This is a genomic window from Pseudomonas sp. RC10-4-2, from assembly GCF_050433085.1.
GTDB lineage: Bacteria > Pseudomonadota > Gammaproteobacteria > Pseudomonadales > Pseudomonadaceae > Pseudomonas > Pseudomonas aeruginosa.
The window spans coordinates 1,103,820-1,119,280 of the sequence record NZ_JBNPXX010000002.1; the positions used below are offsets into that span (position 1 = coordinate 1,103,820).

Sequence of the window (15,461 nt, forward strand, 5' to 3'; positions counted from 1 at the left end):
TGTACGGTGCCGGTCTGGCTGCGTACAGGGCGCCGGCCATCGATGATGAGGAGTCAGCAGGCAATGAACGCGGCGCAGGTACAGGCGTTGATCCGCATGGGGCTGCCCATGGCCGAGGACATCGATTTTCGTGTCGAGCGTCTCGACGAACGACATGCGCTGGCGCGCATACCTTTTCACGGCAAGCTGGTGCGTCCCGGTGGAACGTTGTCCGGCCCGACCATCATGGCGCTGGCCGACGCGGCGATGTACGCGGTCATTCTCGGGCGTCTCGGGGCGGTCGAGATGGCCGTGACCTCGAACCTGAACATCAACTTCCTCAGCAAGCCCAGGCCCGAGGACCTGTTGGCCGAGGCGAGCATCCTCAAGCTGGGGCGGCGCCAGGTCGTCTGCGAGGTCGGGGTGTTTTCGCAGAGTAATGAGGAAGACCTGGTGGCCCATGTCACCGGTACCTACGCCCTTCCTTTATAGGCGCGTTGCCGCCAAGAAGAAAAAACCCGGCGATGCCGGGTTTTTTCGTTGCCTGTCGGTCGATTACAGGATCGACAGCGGATAGTCGACGATCAGGCGGAACTCGTTCTGGTCGCCTTCGCCCTGGTCGGCGTTGGCACGGTGCCAGGCCTGGCGGATGCGGAACGACAGGTCCTTGGCCGGACCGGACTGGACCACGTACTTGGCTTCGAGGTTGGTCTCGTGGTGCTTGCCATCCTCGCCGTACAGGCCTGCATAGGAGGAGCTGGAATCGACCTTGGTACCGTCGATGTCCTTACCATTGATGTAACGCAGCATGAAGGTCAGGCCAGGAACGCCGTAGGAGGCTAGGTTCAGGTCGTAGCGGGCCTGCCAGGATTTCTCGCCAGGACCGTTGAAGTCGGAGTACTGGACGGAGTTGGCGAGGAAGATCGAGTCGCCGCCGGCGCCGGAACCGTTGCCGCCGAAGCCGATGTAGTCGAACGGCTCGTCGCCATGCACCTGCTGGTAGGCCAGGGTGAAGGTGTGGGCGTCCAGGGTATACGCGCCCGCCAGGGACCAGGTGGTGTTGCTGATGTCGCCAGCCTTGGACTTGCCTTCGTCGGTGGTGCGGTAGATGTTGAAGTCGAAGCCCAGCGATTGATCGGAGGCCAGCGGGATGGTGTAGTTGGTGTTCAGGTAGTACTGGCGATAGATGTCTTTCAGCTCTGCGCCATAGAGGGAGGCGCTGAGGTTGTCGGTGATCGCGTAGCGGCCGCCAGCGAAGTCGGCGCTCTTGGCTGTCTGGCCGGCGTAGGTGGCGTAGAGCTCACCGCGCGATTTGACGGTGGTCGGCTCCTTGCCCTCGGTGAAGTGGCCTGCCTCGAGGTCGAGCCCTTCGAATTCGCTGCTCTGCAGCTGGAAGCCGGTCGCGGTCTGCGGGAACAGGCGGCTGCCGCCAGCGGCGAAGACCGGGGCGGTCGGTTGCATCTCGCCCCACTTCAGCATGGTCTTGGAGATGCGCACCTTCACGGCGCCGCCGGCGCGGCTGTAGTCATCGCGCGGCTTGCCGTCGTTCATCACCGGCAGGTTGCCGGTGCCGGTCTTGTCGGAGGTGCCGTCGAGCTTCAGGCCCAGGTAGCCGAAGGCATCGACGCCGAAGCCCACGGTGCCTTGAGTGAAGCCGGATTCGTAGGTGGTGAGGAAGCCCTGGGTCCAATCGACGCGATCACCCCGACCTTCCTTGCCGTCACGGTTGAAATAGTAGTTGCGGAGCAGCAGGTTCAGGCTGCTGTCTTCGATGAACCCCTTCGCTTCGGCCTGATCGCTGACGAATGCGTCGGCCACGGCGAACTGAGTGCTACCTGCGGAAACCGCCAGTGCAATGGCGCTCCACTTCATCACTTTCATTGTGATTGCTCCTTTGGTTTTGAAATTATCTCTGCCATCACAGTGCCGCAGTGACGGCTAGTTCTTCTTGTCGGCGCTAACTTATAGCACGCAGTGTTTCTTGGCGATAGTTGAGGTTCCGAAGCGACGGATTCTTTACCGTGCTGTCGCAAAATTGCATGACGCATGTCGCATCTGCGTAGGTGCGCAGTTGAAAAAATGACGTATGTCGCGGGGTTGGTCACTCTTGTTGAGGTCGCTTCTCAAGTCGCTTTTCCCGATTGGCGGGGCCTTGTAATAAAAATGTCATGTTCCGTACGGCCCCTCTTACTGTGATGAAAGAGGTATAAGCAAACTCCGTGCACAAATTGGAAAATGGCTTCGCCTATGTATTCCAGTTGGTCTCTTCGAGAGCGAGGCTATTCTGTTTGAAAGCAAACGAATTATGCTTTGAAACCTGATTGTAATCCGTCTGCTTCAAGGGTTGGTTGCCATCGAGTTGTCTGTGGCGAATGCGTTTGTATCCACGGCATGTCTTATGTTCGGCGTCGCGCTGTATTCATTTGGCCGGCATCTTATGGGGCGTTCGGCTGGAGAGGCGCGCCAAGCTGGGGCGGGCGGATGTGTGGGCTTGCTTTGGCCGGGCGGCGAAGTATCCTGCGCGGCAGTTACGGCGGGGCCCTTCCCGGAGGGAGGGGCTAAGCTGTCCATGAACGACGGTCGAACAGGAGAGGTCAGTATGTTCGCTTTGGATCCCCGGCTGGAGCAGGACACCCTGTTGCTCGGCGACTTTCCCCTCAGCCGCCTGCTGCTGATGAACGATGCCCGCTATCCGTGGTTCATCCTGGTGCCGAGGCGGGAGGATGTCACCGAGCTGTTCCAGCTCGATGTCGATGACCAGCAGGCGCTGTGGCGCGAGGCCACGCTGCTGGCAGAGGTCCTCAAGGACACCTTCCGTGCGGACAAGATGAATGTCGCTAACCTGGGCAATGTGGTCAGCCAGCTTCACATGCACGTGATCGTCCGGCGACGTGGTGACGACGCCTGGCCCGGCCCTGTCTGGGGGCGCCATCCGGCTCGGCCTTATTCTTCCGAGCAGGTCGAGGCGATCCGCGGCAAGTTGCGGATGGTGCTGACCGACGGCTTCCGTTTTGCCGGGGAGGCCTAGATGGAGCTGGACGCGCGCATGGATGACCTGGAATGCCGCCAGGCTTTCCAGGATGACACTTTGCAGGCTCTCAACGATGTGGTGGTCGAGCAGCAGCGCAGCATCGAGCGACTGCAGCTTCAGGTCGCGGCATTGATCAAGCGTCTGGAAGACGTCCAGGGGCTGGTGGGCGAGGCGGGGGAAGACGAAGCGCCTCCTCCCCATTATTGAATGCACAAAAAACCCGCCGTTCGGCGGGTTTTCTGTTTTTCGCGGCGGTCAGCGGCGGGAGGCGATCACGTCTTCCGCCTGCAGGCCCTTGTCCCGTTGTACCACCGAGAACTCCACGCGCTGGCCTTCGATGAGGATGCGGTGGCCTTCGCCGCGAATCGCTCGGAAGTGGACGAAGATGTCCTCGCCCGAATCGCGGGAAATGAAGCCGAAACCTTTTGAGGTGTTGAACCACTTCACGGTACCGGTCTCCCGGTTGCCGCTGTCCTGGCTGCCGCCGAGGGCTGCCGGGGCGCTGGCGCTGCGCGAGACCGGTTTGCCGGGTTTCAGGCTGCCCGCCAGTTGCAGGGCCGTGGCCAGCACCAGGCTTAGCAGGGGCAGGACGATCGCCGGCTGGTCGGCGATGGTCGGCAGCGGCGCCAGCAGGATCAGTGCCTGCAGGACGACGCCCAGGACCAGCAGGGCGGCTGCGCCGGCCTGCAGCGGGCGGGTTGGATGTGACGATTGCAGTACGGGAGCGAAGAGCAGGTTGATCAGGCCCAGAATGGCCAGGTAGATGGCATCGGGATGTTGCAGGAAGGGTGTGGCTTCGGTTCTTAGGCTGGGAATGAAGGACAGCAATAGGGCGGCGACGCCCGTGACCAGAAGGACGATTTTCAACATGTCAATGAGTTCACCTTGATGGGGTAACGATCAAGTAGCCGGACAGCGCTTCGGTGCATGAAACGAAAGGTGCGGAAGGACGGCCGGCCTATGCGCGTGACGCACGGCGGCTATTTAACAGGAAAGCAGGAGGCTACTCAAATCAAGCGGTTGGCGCCGGAGGGGGGAGGGCGGGACCCTGAGGCGGGCCCCGCTTTCTATCGAGCGATCGACGATCAGCTGGCAAGAAGGCTGCGCAACATCCAGGCGGTCTTTTCATGCACCTGCATACGTTGAGTGAGCAGGTCGGCGGTGGGTTCGTCGCTGACCTTGTCCAGCAGCGGGAAGATGCTGCGGGCGGTGCGCACCACGGCTTCCTGACCCTGGACCAGTTGCCGGATCATCTCCTCGGCTTCCGGAACGCCTTCCTCCTCCTTGATGGACGAGAGGCGGGCGTAGGCGGCGTAGGTGCCGGGCGCCGGGAAGCCCAGGGCCCGGATGCGCTCGGCGATGTCGTCCACGGCAACGGCCAGTTCGGTGTACTGGCCTTCGAACATCAGGTGCAGCGTGTTGAACATCGGGCCGGTGACGTTCCAGTGGAAGTTGTGGGTTTTCAGGTAGAGGGTGTAGGTGTCGGCCAGTAGCCGCGACAGGCCCTCGGCAATGGCTGCGCGATCCTGTTCGCCGATTCCGATATTGATTTCCATGGCGTTCTCCTTTCAGTCGGCCTTGTGAATGGGGCACTCCGAAACAGTTGGAGTGAGGCTAACACAGGGTTTTTCCCAGCGCTCTTGGTCTATGTCAAAGGCGGCGATAGGGAGAATCTATTCCGACTGCCCGGTCAAGCGAATGGTTCGCAGGGGGAGGCGAAATGCTTCCGTTCAACGGCCTGGCTTCCCGCGTGACAGGCCGGCGGGGCTGGCTGCAAGCCATGGATTTTTCAGGCTATAATCCCCGCCTTCAATGCGAAGTGGGCCCGGATGCGGGTGCTTCGCCGTTGCCGTTCACCGGGCAGCGCGGGAGATGTCCTTCCGGGGGCGTACCGATGGTTCCGGTGCTCGGTCAGGGCCGGCGAGAGCCCGGCAATGGTCGCCAGGCAGCCGGCGGCTCCACAGAATCCAAGACTTACGAGAAGCGAACCACACCATGATGCGCAGCCACTATTGCGGCCAACTGAACGAGAGCCTGGACGGCCAGGAAGTCACCCTTTGCGGTTGGGTTCACCGCCGCCGCGACCATGGTGGAGTGATCTTCCTCGATGTGCGCGATCGCGAGGGGCTGGCCCAGGTGGTGTTCGATCCGGACCGTGCGGAAACCTTCGCCAAGGCCGACCGGGTGCGCAGCGAGTTCGTGGTGAAGATCACCGGCAAGGTGCGCCTGCGCCCTGAAGGCGCGCGCAACCCGAACATGGCGTCTGGCTCCATCGAGGTACTGGGCTACGAACTGGAAGTGCTGAACCAGGCCGAGACTCCGCCGTTCCCGTTGGATGAATACTCCGATGTGGGCGAGGAAACCCGCCTGCGCTACCGCTTCATCGACCTGCGTCGTCCGGAGATGGCCGCTAAGCTGAAGCTGCGCGCGCGCATCACCAGCAGCATTCGCCGCTATCTGGACGACAACGGCTTCCTCGACGTCGAGACCCCGATCCTCGGCCGGCCGACGCCGGAAGGCGCGCGCGACTACCTGGTGCCGAGCCGTACCTACCCGGGCCACTTCTTCGCCCTGCCGCAGTCGCCGCAGTTGTTCAAGCAACTGCTGATGGTCGCCGGCTTCGATCGCTACTACCAGATCGCCAAGTGCTTCCGTGACGAGGACCTGCGTGCCGACCGCCAGCCGGAATTCACCCAGATCGACATCGAGACCAGCTTCCTCGACGAGAGCGACATCATCGGCATCACCGAGAAGATGGTGCGCCAGCTGTTCAAGGAAGTGCTGGATGTCGAGTTCGACGAGTTCCCGCACATGCCGTTCGAAGAGGCCATGCGCCGCTACGGTTCGGACAAGCCCGACCTGCGCATCCCGCTGGAGTTGGTGGACGTCGCCGACCAGTTGAAGGAAGTGGAGTTCAAGGTCTTCTCCGGTCCGGCCAACGATCCGAAGGGGCGTGTCGCCGCCCTGCGTGTGCCGGGCGCCGCCTCCATGCCGCGCAGCCAGATCGACGACTACACCAAGTTCGTCGGCATCTATGGTGCCAAGGGCCTGGCCTACATCAAGGTCAACGAGCGCGCCAAGGGCGTGGAAGGTCTGCAGTCGCCGATCGTGAAGTTTATCCCCGAGGCCAACCTGAACGTGATCCTCGATCGCGTTGGCGCGGTCGACGGCGACATCGTGTTCTTTGGTGCCGACAAGGCCAAGATCGTTTGCGATGCCCTGGGCGCGCTGCGTATCAAAGTCGGCCATGACCTCAAGCTGCTCACCCGGGAGTGGGCGCCCATGTGGGTCGTGGACTTCCCGATGTTCGAGGAGAACGACGACGGCTCGCTGTCCGCGCTGCACCACCCGTTCACCTCGCCCAAGTGCACCCCGGCCGAGCTTGAGGCCAATCCGGGCGCGGCGCTTTCCCGCGCCTACGACATGGTGCTCAACGGTACCGAGCTGGGTGGCGGTTCCATCCGTATCCATGACAAGTCCATGCAGCAGGCGGTGTTCCGTGTGCTGGGCATCGACGAGGCGGAACAGGAAGAGAAATTCGGCTTCCTGCTCGACGCGCTCAAGTACGGTGCGCCGCCGCATGGCGGCCTGGCCTTCGGCCTGGATCGCCTGGTCATGCTGATGACCGGTGCATCGTCTATCCGCGAAGTGATCGCCTTCCCGAAGACCCAGAGCGCTGGCGACGTCATGACCCAGGCACCGGGTTCCGTGGACGGCAAGGCCCTGCGCGAGCTGCACATTCGCCTGCGCGAGCAGCCGAAGGCCGAGTGATTCGAATCAACCCGCGGAGGCGCCGCTTGCGGCGCCTCCTGCCGAGAGAGCAATACGGAGTGAGTTATGGCTGGTCATTCTAAATGGGCCAACATCAAGCACCGCAAAGAGCGGCAAGATGCCAAGAAAGGCAAGATCTTTACCAAGCTGATCCGTGAGCTGACCGTCGCTGCAAGGCAGGGCGGCGGCGTCCCGGCGGACAACCCGCGTCTGCGCCTGGCCGTGGACAAGGCGCTGACCGCCAACATGACCCGCGATACCATCGATCGTGCCATTGCGCGCGGCGTCGGCTCCAACGATGCCGACAACATGGTCGAGCTTTCCTATGAAGGTTATGCGCCGAGCGGCGTAGCGATCATCGTCGAGGCGATGACCGACAACCGCAACCGTACCGCTGCCGAAGTGCGTCATGCCTTCAGCAAGTGTGGCGGCAACCTGGGCACCGATGGTTCGGTCGCCTACATGTTCGAGCGCAAGGGACAGATCAGCTTCGCTCCCGGCGTGGACGAGGAAGCGCTGATGGATGCGGCCCTGGAGGCTGGCGCCGATGACGTGGTAGTCAACGACGATGGCTCCATCGACGTGTTCACCACCTTCGCCGACTTCATTTCGGTGAACGAGGCGCTGGCCGCCGCCGGATTCAAGGGCGACGAAGCCGAAGTCACCATGATCCCTTCGACCACCGCGACCCTGGACCTGGAAACCGCGCAGAAGGTGCTCAAGCTGATCGACATGCTCGAGGACCTGGACGACGTGCAGAACGTCTATTCCAATGCCGATATCCCGGACGACGTGATGGCGCAGCTCGGCTGAGCCGATCGGAGCGATAACGCGAAGCCGGAAGTGGGGTACGCTTGATGCGTTCGAACCCCGCTTCCGGCTTTTAGTATCCAGCTTATGACTTTGATTCTAGGGATTGACCCGGGCTCGCGCATCACCGGCTTCGGCGTGGTGCGGGAAACGGCGCGCGGTTGCGAATACGTGGCGTCCGGATGTATACGGACCGGTAATGGCCCCTTGCACGAGCGTCTACACGTGGTGTTTCGCAGCGTCCGCGAGGTGATCCGCACCCATGGCCCGACGGCCCTGAGCATCGAGCAGGTGTTCATGGCGCGCAACGCCGATTCGGCCCTGAAGCTGGGGCAGGCGCGGGGGGCGGCCATCGTCGCGGCAATGGAGGAGGGGTTGAGCGTGGCGGAGTACACCGCCTCGCAGGTCAAGCAGGCAGTCGTGGGGACCGGCGGTGCAGACAAGCAGCAGGTGCAGATGATGGTCATGCATCTGTTGAAGCTGACCCAGAAACCGCAGATAGATGCTTCCGACGCCCTGGCCATCGCCCTGTGTCATGCCCATACCCAACAGAGTCTGGTCCCCCATGGCCTGGTGGGCGCACGCCGACGTGGCGGGCGCCTGCGTCTTTGAATAAGGAAAGCTCTTCGTGATCGGACGCTTGCGTGGCACCCTGGCGGAGAAACAGCCGCCACACCTGATCCTCGATGTGAATGGCGTCGGCTATGAAGTGGAAGTGCCGATGACGACCCTCTATCGGTTGCCTTCGGTGGGCGAGCCGGTGACCTTGCATACCCATCTGGTTGTGCGTGAGGATGCGCACTTGCTCTATGGCTTCGCCGAAAAGCGCGAGCGAGAGCTGTTCCGTGAGCTGATCCGGCTCAACGGCGTGGGTCCGAAACTGGCCCTGGCGCTGATGTCGGGCCTGGAAGTGGACGAACTGGTGCGTTGCGTCCAGGCACAGGACACCTCCACCCTGGTGAAGATCCCCGGTGTTGGCAAGAAGACCGCCGAGCGCCTGCTGGTGGAGTTGAAGGACCGCTTCAAGGCTTGGGAAAACATGCCCACGATTGCACCGTTGGTGATGGAACCCCGTGCCAGCGCTACAGTCTCAAGCGCCGAGGCCGATGCAGTCAGCGCGCTGATCGCCCTCGGCTTCAAGCCACAGGAAGCCAGTCGTGCCGTCGCAGCCGTACCGGGAGAGGATTTGTCCAGCGAAGAAATGATCCGCCAGGCCCTGAAGGGCATGGTCTAGGTGGCGCCCGATGATCGAGCCTGATCGCCTCATATCCGCCGTTTCCGGTCGCGAACGCGATGAGCAGCTGGACCGCGCCATTCGCCCGCTGAAGCTGGCCGACTACATCGGCCAGCCCAGCGTGCGCGAGCAGATGGAGCTGTTCATCCATGCCGCGCGCGGCCGCCAGGAGGCGCTCGACCATACGCTGATCTTCGGTCCGCCGGGGCTGGGCAAGACGACCCTGGCGAATATCATCGCCCAGGAAATGGGCGTTTCCATCAAGAGTACTTCCGGGCCGGTGCTCGAGCGTCCCGGCGATCTCGCCGCATTGCTGACCAACCTGGAGGCCGGCGACGTCCTGTTCGTCGACGAGATCCACCGTCTTTCGCCCATCGTCGAAGAAGTGCTGTATCCGGCCATGGAAGATTTCCAGCTGGACATCATGATCGGCGAAGGGCCCGCGGCCCGCTCCATCAAGCTGGACCTGCCGCCGTTCACCCTGGTCGGCGCGACCACCCGTGCCGGCATGCTGACCAATCCACTGCGCGATCGCTTCGGTATCGTCCAGCGCCTGGAGTTCTACAACGTCGAGGACCTGGCGACCATCGTCAGTCGGTCGGCCGGCATTCTCGGCCTGGAGATCGAGCCGCAGGGCGCGGCGGAAATCGCCAAGCGCGCCCGCGGTACGCCGCGAATCGCCAATCGCCTGCTGCGCCGGGTACGCGACTTCGCCGAGGTCCGGGGGCAGGGCGACATTACCCGGGTGATCGCCGACAAGGCATTGAACCTGCTCGATGTCGACGAGCGTGGCTTCGACCACCTCGACCGTCGTCTGTTGCTGACCATGATCGACAAGTTCGATGGCGGGCCTGTAGGAATCGACAACTTGGCTGCGGCGTTGAGCGAGGAGCGGCACACGATCGAAGATGTACTGGAGCCCTATCTGATCCAGCAGGGCTACATCATGCGGACACCGCGGGGGCGCGTGGTAACACGCCATGCGTACCTGCACTTTGGCCTGAATATTCCGAAAAGGTTGGGGCCGGGGGTGACGACGGATCTGTTCACGTCTGAAGATGGTAATTAATTGCATTTGTGGGCGATTGCCGATTGGCAAAGCCGGGACTTGGTTCTAGAGTATGCGCGCGCAACACGGGGGAAAGCCGTTCCAGCAGCGTTTCCGGGTCTATTACGAGGACACGGATGCCGGCGGCATCGTCTATTACGTCAACTATCTCAAGTTCATGGAACGGGCTCGGACCGAGCGGCTGCGAGCTTTGGGGTTCGCCCAATCGCAACTGGTCGGCGACAATCTGCTGTTCGTCGTGCACTCCGCCGAGGCGCGTTACCACGCCCCGGCCAAGCTCGATGATGAACTGCTTGTCAGCGCCGAGGTCGAGGAGTTGAACCGGGCGAGCCTGAAGTTTCGTCAACAGGTTCGTCGAGCGTCGGACTCCGTCCTGCTCTGCGAGGGGCGGTTCCTGGTGGCGTGCGTGCGAGCGGACACCCTGAAGCCACGTGCTATCCCCGAAACGTTGCGTGCGGCTTTTGCCGGAAGCCCGGATTCTTTTTCAGCAGGAGATTAAAGTGGAACCGAACGTCGTCGACCATACCTCCATGTGGAGCCTGATCAGCAACGCCAGTATCGTGGTGCAGCTGGTCATGCTGACCCTCGTGGCCGCCTCGGTCACATCCTGGATCATGATTTTCCAGCGCGGCAATGCCATGCGCGCCGCCAAGAAGGCACTGGATGCTTTCGAAGAACGCTTCTGGTCGGGCATCGACCTGTCCAAGCTGTACCGCCAGGCCGGTAGCAATCCGGACCCGGACTCCGGCGTCGAGCAGATCTTCCGTGCCGGCTTCAAGGAGTTTTCCCGTCTGCGCCAGCAGCCCGGCGTCGATCCCGATGCGGTGATGGAGGGCGTGGCGCGCGCCATGCGTGTGGCCATCTCCCGTGAGGAGGAGAAACTCGAAGCCAGCCTGCCATTCCTGGCAACCGTCGGTTCCACCAGCCCGTACGTCGGCCTGTTCGGTACCGTCTGGGGTATCATGAACTCCTTCCGTGGCCTGGCCACCGTGCAGCAGGCAACCCTGGCCACCGTCGCCCCGGGTATCGCCGAAGCGCTGATCGCTACCGCCATCGGCCTGTTCGCCGCGATCCCGGCGGTCATCGCCTACAACCGCTTCTCCGCACGTTCTGAGATGCTGATCGGTCGTTACTACACCTTCGCCGACGAGTTCCAGGCCATCCTGCACCGCAAGGTGCACACCAGCGACGACTAAGACGACTGAGAGGTAAGCCGATATGGCAAGGGTTCGTCACAAGCGCAAGCCGGTCGCGGAAATGAACGTGGTGCCTTACATCGACGTGATGCTGGTACTGCTGGTGATTTTCATGGTGACCGCACCGATGCTTAACCAGGGGGTCAAGGTCGACCTGCCGAAGGTGTCCAGCGAGGCGTTGCCTCAGGACAACAACAAGCAGGTCCTGACCCTTTCGGTGAAGGCCGACGGTTCCTATTACTGGAACGTCGGCAGCGAAGTGGATACTGAAAAACAGACCGATAGTGCCGTGTCGTTGGAACAGATGACCGATGCAGTCACCAAGATCATGAGTGCCCGTCCGGACACCCAGGTATTCATCCGCGGCGACAAGGCGGTGAACTATGGTGCGGTGGTTGGCGCCATGGGTGCCTTGCAGCAGGCCGGTGTGCCCAACGTCGGGTTGATTACCGAGGCCCCCTGATCTTGAAGCAACAGTTCGAACGCTCGCCTTCCGAGAGTTATTTCTGGCCCGTCGTCCTGGCGGTGGTCCTGCACGTTCTGATCTTCGCCATGCTGTTCGTCAGCTGGGCGTTTGCTCCGGAGCTTCCTCCCTCCAAGCCGATCGTGCAGGCCACGCTCTACCAGCTCAAGTCGAAGAGCCAGGCGACGACACAGACCAACCAGAAGATCGCTGGCGAGGCGAAGAAGACCGCCTCCAAGCAATACGAAGTCGAGCAGCTCGAACAGAAGAAGCTCGAGCAGCAGAAACTCGAGCAACAAAAGCTGGAACAGCAGCAGGTCGCTGCTGCGAAAGCGGCGGAACAAAAGAAGGCTGACGAGGCTCGAAAGGCCGAGGCCCAGAAAGCCGCCGAGGCGAAAAAGGCCGATGAAGCCAAGAAAGCTGCCGAGGCCAAGGCCGCCGAACAGAAGAAGCAGGCTGACATAGCCAAGAAGCGCGCCGAGGACGAGGCCAAGAAAAAGGCCGCTGAGGACGCCAAGAAAAAGGCAGCCGAGGACGCGAAGAAGAAAGCGGCCGAGGAGGCCAAGAAGAAGGCTGCTGCGGAAGCGGCGAAGAAGAAAGCCGCCGTCGAGGCCGCCAAGAAAAAGGCCGCCGCCGCTGCCGCGGCAGCCCGCAAGGCTGCCGAGGACAAGAAGGCGCAGGCATTGGCCGAGTTGCTTTCGGATACGACCGAGCGCCAGCAGGCCCTGGCCGACGAGGTGGGCAGCGAGGTCACCGGCAGTCTCGACGACCTGATCGTCAACCTGGTGAGCCAGCAGTGGCGGCGTCCTCCATCGGCGCGTAATGGAATGAGCGTAGAAGTACTGATCGAAATGCTGCCGGACGGTACCATCACCAATGCCAGCGTCAGCCGTTCGAGTGGCGACAAGCCTTTCGACAGTTCGGCGGTGGCGGCGGTGCGCAACGTCGGCCGTATTCCCGAGATGCAGCAATTGCCGCGGGCTACCTTCGACAGCCTGTATCGTCAGCGCCGCATCATCTTTAAACCGGAGGATTTGAGTCTGTGAGTACCCTGATTCGCATTGCGCTGTTCGCCCTGGCCCTGGTGGCAGGTGCTGCGCAGGCTGCCGACCCGCTGGTGATCTCCAGCGGTAACGACCGTGCCATTCCCATCGCCGTGGTGCCGTTCGGCTTCCAGGGGGGCAACGTGTTGCCGGAAGACATGTCCAATATCATCGGCAACGACCTGCGCAACTCCGGCTACTTCGAGCCGCTGCCCCGGCAGAACATGATCAGCCAGCCGGCGCAGGCCAGCGAAGTGATCTTCCGTGACTGGAAGGCAGTTGGCGTCAACTACGTGATGGTCGGCAACATCGTGCCTGCCGGCGGACGCCTGCAGGTGCAGTACGCATTGTTCGATGTCGGCACCGAGCAGCAGGTCCTGACCGGCAGCGTGACCGGCAGCACCGATCAGCTCCGCGACATGTCGCACTACATCGCCGACCAGTCGTTCGAGAAGCTCACCGGTATCAAGGGCGCGTTCTCCACCAAGATGCTCTATGTCACCGCCGAGCGTTTCTCGGTCGACAACACCCGCTACACCTTGCAGCGCTCCGACTACGACGGCGCCCGCCCGGTGACCCTGCTGCAGTCGCGCGAGCCCATCGTGTCGCCGCGCTTCTCGCCCGATGGCCGCCGTATCGCCTATGTCTCCTTCGAACAGAAGCGCCCGCGTATCTTCATCCAGTACGTCGATACTGGCCGTCGTGAGCAGATCACCAATTTCGAGGGCCTGAATGGCGCTCCGGCATTCTCCCCTGACGGCAACCGCCTGGCCTTCGTCCTGTCGCGCGACGGCAACCCGGAAATCTACGTCATGGACCTTGGCAGCCGCGCCCTGCGCCGCCTGACCAACAACCTGGCGATCGATACCGAACCCTTCTGGGGCAAGGACGGCTCTACCCTGTACTTCACCTCGGACCGTGGCGGCAAGCCGCAGATCTACAAAATGAACGTGAACAGCGGTGCCGTGGACCGGGTAACCTTCATCGGCAACTACAACGCCAACCCGAAACTCTCGGCCGACGAGAAGACCCTGGTAATGGTCCACCGCCAGCAGGGCTACACCAACTTCCAGATCGCCGCCCAGGACCTCCAGCGCGGCAATCTGCGGGTGCTGTCGAACACCACTCTGGACGATTCGCCCACTGTTGCGCCCAATGGCACCATGCTAATCTACGCCACCCGCCAGCAGGACCGGGGCGTGCTGATGCTCGTATCCATCAACGGACGCGTACGGATACCTCTCCCTACCGCTCAGGGCGATGTGCGCGAGCCTTCCTGGTCCCCTTACCTGAACTGACGGTCGCCAACGGTTACAAACTTATACACTGGGGTTCATTAGGAGTTACATGATGGAAATGCTGAAATTCGGCAAATTTGCTGCGCTGGCTCTGGCCATGGCTGTGGCTGTGGGTTGCTCCTCCAAGGGCGGCGATGCTTCCGGTGAAGGTGCCAATGGCGGCGTCGACCCGAACGCAGGCTATGGCGCCAACAGCGGTGCCGTTGACGGCAGCCTGAGCGACGAAGCCGCTCTGCGTGCGATCACCACCTTCTACTTCGAGTACGACAGCTCCGACCTGAAGCCGGAAGCCATGCGCGCTCTGGACGTACACGCGAAAGACCTGAAAGGCAGCGGTCAGCGCGTAGTGCTGGAAGGCCACACCGACGAACGCGGCACCCGCGAGTACAACATGGCTCTGGGCGAGCGTCGTGCCAAGGCCGTTCAGCGCTACCTGGTGCTGCAGGGTGTTTCGCCGGCCCAGCTGGAACTGGTTTCCTATGGTAAAGAGCGTCCGGTCGCTACCGGCCACGACGAGCAGTCCTGGGCTCAGAACCGTCGCGTCGAGCTGAAGAAGTAAGAAGTCGTTATGCCCAAGCACCTGCGTGTCCTGACGTTCCTCGCGCTCAGCCTGCCATTAGCGGCCTGGGCGGAAGTTCCTGTGTATGACGGCGTTGCCGCCAACAATGGCGGCAACGTTCCTCCTTCCGGGTATGGCACGGCAGGTGCCGGCGGCGCCTTTGCCGGAGGTGGGGTGACAACCCCCACCTCCGTGCAGGGCGAACTGTTCATGCAGCTCCAGCAGATGCAGGACGAGTTGGCTCGCCTGCGTGGCACGCTCGAGGAGCAGCAGAACCAGATCCAGCAGCTCAAGCAGGAAAGCCTGGAACGCTACCAGGACCTCGACCGTCGGATTTCCGGTGGTGGCGCTCCCGCTGCACAGAATTCCGCACCCGCTGGCGCCATCAACGCCAATGGGGCGCCTGCGGCTCCCGCAGGCAACAACGCACCGGCGCCGAGCAGCGAGCCGGGCGACCCGGCGAAGGAGAAGCTCTACTACGATGCGGCCTTCGACCTGATAAAGAGCAAGGATTTCGACAAGGCGAGCCAGGCGTTCAATGCCTTCTTGCGCAAGTACCCGAACAGCCAGTACTCCGGCAACGCCCAGTACTGGCTCGGCGAGGTGAACCTGGCCAAGGGCGACCTGCAAGGTGCCGGCCAGGCCTTCGCGCGGGTCAGCCAGAGCTACCCCAGCAGCCAGAAGGTGCCCGACTCTCTGTACAAGCTGGCGGACGTCGAGCGTCGCCTGGGTAACAACGACAAGGCCAAGGGTATCCTCCAGCAGGTCATTTCCCAGTACCCAGGCACTTCGGCCGCTCAACTGGCGCAGCGCGATCTCAAGAACCTTCGCTGATCCCGTTCCCGATGAACAAACCCGCGCCTGTCGCGGGTTTTTTCGTTAGAATCGGCGCCCCCGTGAAGCTGCATGGTTTCAGCTCGGCTGATCTTCGTGCCTCTCCACGCGAGACCTTCCGGGATTTCGAGCGCCACGACAGGATACGTCCCGTGGCGTTCCTTCATTTACCGC

The 15,461-nt window shown here is 62.2% G+C and carries 18 protein-coding genes; 15 read left to right on the forward strand and 3 right to left on the reverse strand.

The genetic code is table 11. From position 1 onward, the window contains the following. The first annotated feature begins 63 nt into the window (after positions 1-63). Positions 64-471, forward strand: coding sequence for a PaaI family thioesterase (locus tag FHW81_RS13060; protein ID WP_003086091.1), 408 nt, complete (start codon positions 64-66; stop codon positions 469-471). A 63-nt stretch (positions 472-534) separates the two neighbouring features. Here FHW81_RS13060 and FHW81_RS13065 read toward each other — a convergent pair whose 3' ends face one another. Continuing rightward, complete coding sequence (locus FHW81_RS13065; RefSeq protein WP_003107743.1) at positions 535-1,860, reverse strand: OprD family porin; 1,326 nt, start codon at positions 1,858-1,860, stop codon at positions 535-537. Positions 1,861-2,578: 718 nt separating this feature from the next. Between FHW81_RS13065 and FHW81_RS13070 the strand changes: the two genes are divergently transcribed. After that, positions 2,579-3,007, forward strand: a complete 429-nt coding sequence (locus FHW81_RS13070; RefSeq protein WP_003159685.1) for an HIT family protein — start codon at positions 2,579-2,581, stop codon at positions 3,005-3,007. Beyond that, positions 3,008-3,217 carry a SlyX family protein gene (locus tag FHW81_RS13075; RefSeq protein WP_003086099.1) on the forward strand — a complete coding sequence of 70 codons (210 nt, stop codon included), beginning with the start codon at positions 3,008-3,010 and terminating at the stop codon, positions 3,215-3,217. It begins immediately after the preceding gene. Positions 3,218-3,265: 48 nt separating this feature from the next. Here FHW81_RS13075 and FHW81_RS13080 read toward each other — a convergent pair whose 3' ends face one another. Beyond that, on the reverse strand, positions 3,266-3,880 hold the full coding sequence (locus tag FHW81_RS13080; RefSeq protein ID WP_003106665.1) for a cold-shock protein: 615 nt from the start codon (positions 3,878-3,880) through the stop codon (positions 3,266-3,268). A 215-nt stretch (positions 3,881-4,095) separates the two neighbouring features. Next, positions 4,096-4,566: a Dps family protein gene (locus FHW81_RS13085; RefSeq protein ID WP_003086103.1), complete on the reverse strand. Its 471-nt coding sequence runs from the start codon at positions 4,564-4,566 to the stop codon at positions 4,096-4,098. A gap of 439 nt (positions 4,567-5,005) precedes the next feature. Here FHW81_RS13085 and aspS point away from each other — a divergent pair, with 439 nt between their 5' ends. From aspS to ybgF, 12 genes are all read left to right on the forward strand, one after another. Further along, entirely contained in the window at positions 5,006-6,781 is a 1,776-nt protein-coding gene (gene aspS, locus FHW81_RS13090; protein WP_003123218.1) for an aspartate--tRNA ligase, read from the forward strand. Between the two features lie 66 nt (positions 6,782-6,847). Further along, positions 6,848-7,594: a YebC/PmpR family DNA-binding transcriptional regulator gene (locus FHW81_RS13095; RefSeq protein ID WP_003086107.1), complete on the forward strand. Its 747-nt coding sequence runs from the start codon at positions 6,848-6,850 to the stop codon at positions 7,592-7,594. A gap of 84 nt (positions 7,595-7,678) precedes the next feature. After that, on the forward strand, positions 7,679-8,203 hold the full coding sequence (gene ruvC, locus FHW81_RS13100; protein WP_003112575.1) for a crossover junction endodeoxyribonuclease RuvC: 525 nt from the start codon (positions 7,679-7,681) through the stop codon (positions 8,201-8,203). Positions 8,204-8,219: 16 nt separating this feature from the next. Further along, the gene (gene ruvA, locus FHW81_RS13105) at positions 8,220-8,825 is read left to right on the forward strand and encodes a Holliday junction branch migration protein RuvA (protein WP_003086122.1); all 606 of its coding nucleotides are present in this window, start codon (positions 8,220-8,222) and stop codon (positions 8,823-8,825) included. A 10-nt stretch (positions 8,826-8,835) separates the two neighbouring features. Further along, a complete protein-coding gene (ruvB, locus tag FHW81_RS13110) occupies positions 8,836-9,894 on the forward strand; it encodes a Holliday junction branch migration DNA helicase RuvB (protein WP_003086123.1) in 1,059 nt (352 codons plus the stop codon). Between the two features lie 52 nt (positions 9,895-9,946). After that, positions 9,947-10,393: a tol-pal system-associated acyl-CoA thioesterase gene (gene ybgC, locus FHW81_RS13115; protein ID WP_003086124.1), complete on the forward strand. Its 447-nt coding sequence runs from the start codon at positions 9,947-9,949 to the stop codon at positions 10,391-10,393. 1 nt (position 10,394) lies between these two features. Continuing rightward, complete coding sequence (gene tolQ / locus FHW81_RS13120; protein WP_003086125.1) at positions 10,395-11,090, forward strand: protein TolQ; 696 nt, start codon at positions 10,395-10,397, stop codon at positions 11,088-11,090. Positions 11,091-11,112: 22 nt separating this feature from the next. Then, positions 11,113-11,553, forward strand: a complete 441-nt coding sequence (tolR, locus tag FHW81_RS13125) for a protein TolR (RefSeq protein WP_003086126.1) — start codon at positions 11,113-11,115, stop codon at positions 11,551-11,553. Positions 11,554-11,555: 2 nt separating this feature from the next. Next, complete coding sequence (gene tolA, locus FHW81_RS13130) at positions 11,556-12,599, forward strand: cell envelope integrity protein TolA (RefSeq protein ID WP_003117096.1); 1,044 nt, start codon at positions 11,556-11,558, stop codon at positions 12,597-12,599. Then, positions 12,596-13,894, forward strand: a complete 1,299-nt coding sequence (gene tolB, locus FHW81_RS13135; RefSeq protein ID WP_003086128.1) for a Tol-Pal system beta propeller repeat protein TolB — start codon at positions 12,596-12,598, stop codon at positions 13,892-13,894. Before tolA ends, tolB begins: the two co-directional genes overlap by 4 nt. A 52-nt stretch (positions 13,895-13,946) precedes the next feature. Further along, positions 13,947-14,453 (forward strand): peptidoglycan-associated lipoprotein Pal, encoded by a 507-nt coding sequence (gene pal / locus FHW81_RS13140; protein WP_003111417.1) that lies wholly within the window; start codon positions 13,947-13,949, stop codon positions 14,451-14,453. 9 nt (positions 14,454-14,462) lie between these two features. Continuing rightward, entirely contained in the window at positions 14,463-15,287 is an 825-nt protein-coding gene (ybgF, locus tag FHW81_RS13145) for a tol-pal system protein YbgF (protein ID WP_003120698.1), read from the forward strand. Positions 15,288-15,461: the final 174 nt, after the last annotated feature.

Coding starts and splice junctions, on each gene's coding strand:
- FHW81_RS13085 (WP_003086103.1), bottom strand. CDS start 4,566: ATGGAAATCAATATCGGAATCGGCGAACAGGATCGCGCAGCCATTGCC.
- aspS (WP_003123218.1), top strand. CDS start 5,006: ATGATGCGCAGCCACTATTGCGGCCAACTGAACGAGAGCCTGGACGGC.
- tolR (WP_003086126.1), top strand. CDS start 11,113: ATGGCAAGGGTTCGTCACAAGCGCAAGCCGGTCGCGGAAATGAACGTG.
- FHW81_RS13080 (WP_003106665.1), bottom strand. CDS start 3,880: ATGTTGAAAATCGTCCTTCTGGTCACGGGCGTCGCCGCCCTATTGCTG.
- ybgC (WP_003086124.1), top strand. CDS start 9,947: ATGCGCGCGCAACACGGGGGAAAGCCGTTCCAGCAGCGTTTCCGGGTC.
- ybgF (WP_003120698.1), top strand. CDS start 14,463: ATGCCCAAGCACCTGCGTGTCCTGACGTTCCTCGCGCTCAGCCTGCCA.
- ruvB (WP_003086123.1), top strand. CDS start 8,836: ATGATCGAGCCTGATCGCCTCATATCCGCCGTTTCCGGTCGCGAACGC.
- ruvC (WP_003112575.1), top strand. CDS start 7,679: ATGACTTTGATTCTAGGGATTGACCCGGGCTCGCGCATCACCGGCTTC.
- FHW81_RS13070 (WP_003159685.1), top strand. CDS start 2,579: ATGTTCGCTTTGGATCCCCGGCTGGAGCAGGACACCCTGTTGCTCGGC.
- FHW81_RS13095 (WP_003086107.1), top strand. CDS start 6,848: ATGGCTGGTCATTCTAAATGGGCCAACATCAAGCACCGCAAAGAGCGG.
- FHW81_RS13075 (WP_003086099.1), top strand. CDS start 3,008: ATGGAGCTGGACGCGCGCATGGATGACCTGGAATGCCGCCAGGCTTTC.
- pal (WP_003111417.1), top strand. CDS start 13,947: ATGGAAATGCTGAAATTCGGCAAATTTGCTGCGCTGGCTCTGGCCATG.
- FHW81_RS13065 (WP_003107743.1), bottom strand. CDS start 1,860: ATGAAAGTGATGAAGTGGAGCGCCATTGCACTGGCGGTTTCCGCAGGT.
- FHW81_RS13060 (WP_003086091.1), top strand. CDS start 64: ATGAACGCGGCGCAGGTACAGGCGTTGATCCGCATGGGGCTGCCCATG.